The sequence below is a fragment of the Myxococcus sp. AB025B genome (assembly GCF_006518215.1).
Lineage (GTDB): Bacteria > Myxococcota > Myxococcia > Myxococcales > Myxococcaceae > Myxococcus > Myxococcus fulvus.
Genome location: NZ_SRLW01000457.1, coordinates 1 through 5,615 on the forward strand (window position 1 = coordinate 1; position 5,615 = coordinate 5,615).

The 5,615-nt window shown below is 72.3% G+C and carries 4 protein-coding genes; 1 reads left to right on the top strand and 3 read right to left on the bottom strand.

Annotation, left to right across the window (positions count from 1 at the left end; genetic code table 11):
• Positions 1-1,305, top strand: a 1,305-nt coding sequence (locus FL311_RS40645; RefSeq protein WP_141333008.1) for an AAA family ATPase, incomplete at its 5' end; no start/stop codon positions are given.
• 67 nt (positions 1,306-1,372) lie between these two features.
• Here the strand turns inward: FL311_RS40645 and FL311_RS40650 are convergent.
• Genes FL311_RS40650 through FL311_RS40660 form a run of 3 tightly spaced genes read right to left on the bottom strand, consistent with a single transcriptional unit; the run spans position 1,373 to position 5,472 of the window.
• Positions 1,373-1,924: a hypothetical protein gene (locus tag FL311_RS40650; protein ID WP_141333009.1), complete on the bottom strand. Its 552-nt coding sequence runs from the start codon at positions 1,922-1,924 to the stop codon at positions 1,373-1,375.
• Positions 1,925-1,957: 33 nt separating this feature from the next.
• On the bottom strand, positions 1,958-4,900 hold the full coding sequence (locus FL311_RS40655) for a CHAT domain-containing protein (protein ID WP_141333010.1): 2,943 nt from the start codon (positions 4,898-4,900) through the stop codon (positions 1,958-1,960).
• Positions 4,897-5,472 (bottom strand): RNA polymerase sigma factor, encoded by a 576-nt coding sequence (locus FL311_RS40660; protein ID WP_141333011.1) that lies wholly within the window; start codon positions 5,470-5,472, stop codon positions 4,897-4,899. The genes FL311_RS40655 and FL311_RS40660 overlap by 4 nt, the downstream gene beginning before the upstream one ends.
• Positions 5,473-5,615: the final 143 nt, after the last annotated feature.

The following is a 5,615-nucleotide window of genomic DNA, read 5'->3' on the forward strand; positions in this document are numbered from 1 at the left end:
CCCACCAGCCTCGGCGGAGAAATCGAGGGCTCGCGCCCCACGCGGCCCCTCTTCACCCAGGAGCAGGTGTCCCTCTTCGAGCGGCGCTTCGATGACGGCCACCACCTGGTGCGCGGCGTCGCGGGCAGCGGCAAGACGTTCGTCCTGGCCCACTGGGTGGCGCGCTATCTGCTGGAGCACGAGGACACCCAGGTGCTCGTCTCGTTCTTCAACCGCGCGCTCTCGCCCCTGGTGGAGAAGTTGTTGGTGGAGGCGATTGCCCAGCGCGCCGGCCGCGAGCGGGTGCGCGCGCTCCGGGCCCGTGTGACGGTGAAGCACGTGGGCGCGCTGCGCCGCGTGGAGCCAAAGTCCTTCGACGGCGTCTTCGTCGACGAGGCCCAGGACATGGACGCCCGCGCGCTCGCCATGCTCCACGCCCTGGTCCGCCCGCGCGCGTCGCAGGACGGCAAGGGGGTGCGCTGCCTCCAGTTGTTCATGGACGACTCGCAGAACGTCTACGGCCAGGTGCCCATCGACGCGCTCAAGGAGCAGCTCCCGGAGGGGCTGTCCTTCCGGGGCCGCACCCGCATCCTCAAGGAGACCTTCCGCGCCACGCGCGACATCCTCGACGTGGCCTTCAACGTGGTGCTGGACCCGCTGCGCCAGCACGGCACCAGCGACCCGGGCATGCGCGAGTACATGAAGGCCGGGGAGCTCGCGCGCGAGGGGCTCCTGTGGCTCCCCGAGGAGACGCTGGAGGGCCTCTACCGCGTGCAGTCCACCGAGCGCGGCGGCGTGCTGCCCCAGGTGCGCGGCTTCGCCTCCGGCGCGAGCGAGGCCCGTCAGGTGGCCAGGGAGGTGGCACGGCTCATCCGCGACGAGGGCGTGCACCCCGGCGACATCCTCGTCGTCGCGCCCGTCATGCCGTCGCAGTACACGGAGGCCCTCAACCGGGCCGGTGTGCCCGCGCACGCCTACGGTGGCAAGGGCGGCCGCGACGTGACGGACTTCCGCGTCAGCGGCGTGGACCACGTGCGCGCCACCACGGTGTTCTCCTGCAAGGGCCACGAGTGCCCCGTCGTCTTCTTCGCGGGCCTGGATGCGCTGGACACCGTGGAGAACTGGATGGCCGGCGCGAAGGAGCGCAACGCGCGGGAGAACGAGCGCATCCGCCGCGCCATGTTCTATGTGGGCGCCACGCGCGCGATGAAGCGCCAGTACCTCACCGGCGTGAAGGGCGCGCGCTTCCTGCGTGTCGCCGCGTCCTACGTGGAGACGCTCTCGGGCCTGGCTCCCACCGGAGCCGAGGCCGGCAAGTCCCCCTGAAACGACGAAGGCCCCGGCGCCGCACCCTCGCGACACCGGAGCCTCCTGTCCTCAGCGCCTCACGTGATTACTGATTCACGCGTCCGGAGGCCGCCGTCCGCTTGACGGTCGGGATGCCCACCTCGAGCGTGGACCAGTAGGTCAGCGCGGCCAGCCGCTTCACCTTCTCGACCAGCTGCTGGTGGCCCGTGGGGTCACCGCCGCCGCCCGACGCGCCACCCGGGTCTCCGTCACGCAGGTCGGCGACGCTCAGGCAGCCCTCCTTGTCCGTCCGGGGAACACAATCGGTGATCAGCTCCACGTCACCGACGTAGAGCTGACCGCCCGACTGCATCGCGGAGGTGTCGCCGTCCGTGGTGGCCTTCTCGGACGAGGTCTCCTCCTGGGCGCCCCGCGTCGCGGAGGCATCGCGATTGGACTGGCCGATGATTTCGTTGCGGCTGACGTCCACCACGTAGACGGTGAGCCGCTGGGGGTTGGCCCGGTCGCGGAGGATGACGCGGACGAGCGCGCCCTTGGGCGCCTTGCGCTGAATCTGCTCGGTCGACGGAACCGTCTCGATGTGGCGGCACGCCGCGACGCCGAGCAGCAGGGGGACCAACAGGAGGACTTTCTTCATGGGTTTTCGAGACTCTGGGATGAGACGAGGCAACTACTCGAAGAGGAGCACCTGGCGGACCCAGGCGCTTCCCCGACTGCGGAGCCAGTCCTGACGTGCATCGCGAAGGACGCGGGCCGCGGGCAGCCCCTCGCGAATGCGCGCCAGCACCGGCTCGAAGAAGTCCGACGCCTCGGCGTCGGGAATCTCCTGCGTGGCGGCGAGCACGGCCCGGGCCCCGGACTCGACGAACGCCACCGGCAGGCCGAACGTTTCATGGAAGTACGCCTTGCTGTGCGCGGCATGACACGCCGCCAGCAATACCACGGGCCGGCCCTCCAGCCGCTCACCGTGCAGGTCCGACGCCGTCAGCGCGTAGCGACCGCCCTGTGCCTCCGGCGACAGCACGAGCAGCGAGCCGTCCGCGGCGCTCGGGTCGACGACGCCGTGCGCGTGGATCTGCACCTCCGTGGCCTCGCGCATCGCCCGCAGCACGTGCGACGGCGTGGCGGAGGCGCCGCGCAGCGTGGCCAGCGTCGCGTCCTCGTCCCGCGAGGGGCGCCAGGCGCGCAGCGAGGGCAGGCGCAGCTCCGCGGGCGCATGCACGTCCGCCACCACCAGCCGGCGCGAGGGCTGGCCGGTGGGCTCGGCGGGAGCCGGTCCCACGCGGTAGGCCCAGGCGATGTCCGGCGGCAGCAGGTCCGGCTTGCCGAGCACCGGCGGCCGCGCGAGCACGTCCACGTGGGGACAGTCGCGCAGGGCCTGTGCGAGCCGCTCGGGGACCAGCCCCTCCACGCTCTCCAGCCGCTCACGGCGCTGGGTGTCGAAGTGGCCGACCCAGCGCCCCGACGCGTCGCGGGCCACCAGGGCCGTGCGCTCGTCGTCCACGGTGACGCCCAGCGCGCAGCGCTCGGGCAGGGGCAGGGCGCGCTCCTCGGCGAAGAGGGCCATGGCCCGCTCCAGCTCCTCGTGTCGGGAGGCGTCGAGGATGAGGGACGTGAAGCTGTACACGCGCGCCTTGCGGGCGTTGACGTCCGAGCCCACGAGCGGCGCGGCTTCATCGATGGCCTGACGCAGCAGCGCCTGTCCCCGACGGCGGTCCTGCTCGACGAAGAAGCGGCCCTCGATGTGGCGCAGCATCGCGCCCTCGCCCGCGGTCTCCAGTCGGGCCGGTGAGGCTCGCAGCGCCTCCAGGCCCCGCGTCAGCACCTCGGTGTCCTCGGCGCGGCGGGCCTGCGTGTGGGCCAGGTCCGCGATGGCGAAGGCGCGCGCCAGGGAGGGCGGGTTGCCGCAGCGCGCGGCGCGGTCCAGCTGCTCCCGGGCGCCGTTGAAGTCGAGCGTGCGGTGGAAGGCGAGCGCGAGGTTGACGTAGGCCGACTCGTGGTCCTCGCAGCGCTCGGGCAGCCGCTGGATGTTCTCCTCCAGGTAGGCGCGCGCCAGCGACAGGTCTCCATGGAAGAGGGCCACCTGGCCCAGCTCCTGGAGCAGCCTCCACTCCTTGGTCCACTCGTGCCCCGCGCGGGCCCGGGCGAGCGCCAGCAGGCCGTGCGCGCGCGACTCGACGGGGCGGTGGAGCTGCCGCTCCACGAGCGCCAGGTTCCGCTCCAGCTCCAGGCAGCGGTAGTTGAAGCGCGCGCCGTCAGGACAGGTGCGCAGGGCCTCGGTCAGCCGCGTGCGCGCCTGGGGAATCTGTCCGCGCTGGATGTCCGCGCGGGCCTGGCGCTCCTCGGCGAGCAGCGCGAACCATGGGTCCCTCGTGGCCAGCGCGAGCTCGCGGTACTCGCGCTCGTGCTGCCGCAGGTCCTTGGGGAAGAGCAGGGCGCCCAGGAGCAGGTCGTCCTGTCGGGCCTCGCGCAGCTTCACGAGGAAGGCGTCGAGCTGCGTCGGGGACAGCTCGTTGCGCGTCAGCCGCACGTAGTCCGCGACGAAGGGGGCGCGCGCGGAGAAGTCCGAGCGGGCCGCGCGCTGGAGGGCGTCCTCCAGGTGGGTGCCACCGTCCACGGCGTCGAGCTGGCGGGCCAGGGGCCGCAGCGACTCGACGCGCTCGGGGGAAGTGGCGGTGCGCAGCGCATCGTAGAAGCACAGGCGGGACAGGCCGGGGTGCTGCTCCACCTGGGCCTGGGCGAGCACGGGGCCGCCGGACACCATCTGGTCGCAGTCCTGCTTGGTGCCCTTCCAGCCCTTGCGCTGGGTGTCCTCTTGACGGCGCAGGTCGGCGGCGCGCTCGGCGGCCTCCTGGCTCCAGCCCGGCTCCCGCTGCGCGGCCACCTGCTCGAAGGCCTCGGCGGCTTGCAGGGACAGGCCCAGCTTCTCGAGCGCGAGGCCGCGGTTCCACAGCGCCTGGGGATGACCGGGCTTCGCCTTCAGCGCGCGGTCCACCAGGGCGAGGGCCTCTTCGTGGGCGCCGCGCTGGAGGGCGAGCGCCGCGCGGTCCGAGTCCAGGTCGGGGGACGCGGGCAGCTTGTCGAGGAAGGCCGCGGCCTGGGCGGGGTCTCCGCGCAGCAGGTAGGCGGAGGCGATGCCTCGCTCGTCACCGACCTCCTCCAGCTTCGCCAGCTCGCGCAGGGACAGCGCGCGGGGCGAATTGCCGCCGCTGCGCATCACCTGGTAGGGGCGATGGCGGTCGGCGCCCGGATGGGTGAGGCGGGCCTCGAGCGTGCGGCCCGGGTCCTGCCCCAGCCACAGCTCGGGGGAGGTGGGGGACGAGTCGGTCCGCGTCACGAGAACCCACGCCGCCAGGCCCGCGGCCAGCGCCAGCGGCACCACCATCATCCAGTTCTTGCGCCGCTTGAGCTGGGGAGGTGGGGGGACGAAGGCCAGTGTGGAGTCCCCGGGTTCGTGCAGGGCGTCGTCGGCGAGGAGCTCGAGCGCGAGCAGTTCCTTCATCCGTGTCTCGCACGCGGCGCAGCCGGTCAGGTGGTGGCGGAAGTTCTCCGCGTCCGCCGGGGCCAGCTCACCGTCGATGAAGGACTCCAATCTGTCGCACTGCTCGGTCATGGTCTGGCCCTGCCTTCACTCGAGGCGGCGCTAGGGGTCAGCAGCCCCCGCAGAGCCTGCCGCGCCTCGCTGAGCCACCGTCCCACCGTTCCCTCGGGCGCATCCAACCGCTGTGCGATGGCCCGGTATCGAAGTCCCGCCACGTGGAGCCGGTAGGCCTCCTGGAGATGGGGAGGCCGCAGCTTGTCGATGGCCCGCTGGAAGTCCTCGCGGCTGACCTGCTCCCACTGCTCCAGGGCGGCGGGTTCGCCGGAGGACTCCGTGTCCTGCACCACACGCAGCGCGGGGGCCCCCAGGACCTCGGTGCGTCTGCGACGACAATGGTCCAGGAAGCGGTTGCTCAGCGTGGTGCTGAGCCACACGCTGACGGCGCCTGGGTTCTCCGCCACCAGCCGGTCGAAGTTCCGGTAGGCGCGCTCGAGGGTCTCTTGCACCAGGTCCTCCGGGTCGATTCCACCCCCGGAGCACAGGCGTCGGGCAAGGCGAAGCAGCCCCGGTCGTCGCGAGCGTGCGAAAGCATCGAACTGGCGGTGCTGCCCGTCGTCCATCGTGGCGCGAACCCCTACACCCATCTTCTCATGTCGTTCCACCGGTGGAGCGCCCCCTCCGTACGATGTGAACGCGTCCGAGGAAATCCCTTCGGATGGAGCGACTCGTGACGCGATGCGTTGCGGGCAGTGCGGGTGGAGAACGACTCAGGGGGCCAGGGCGGGGG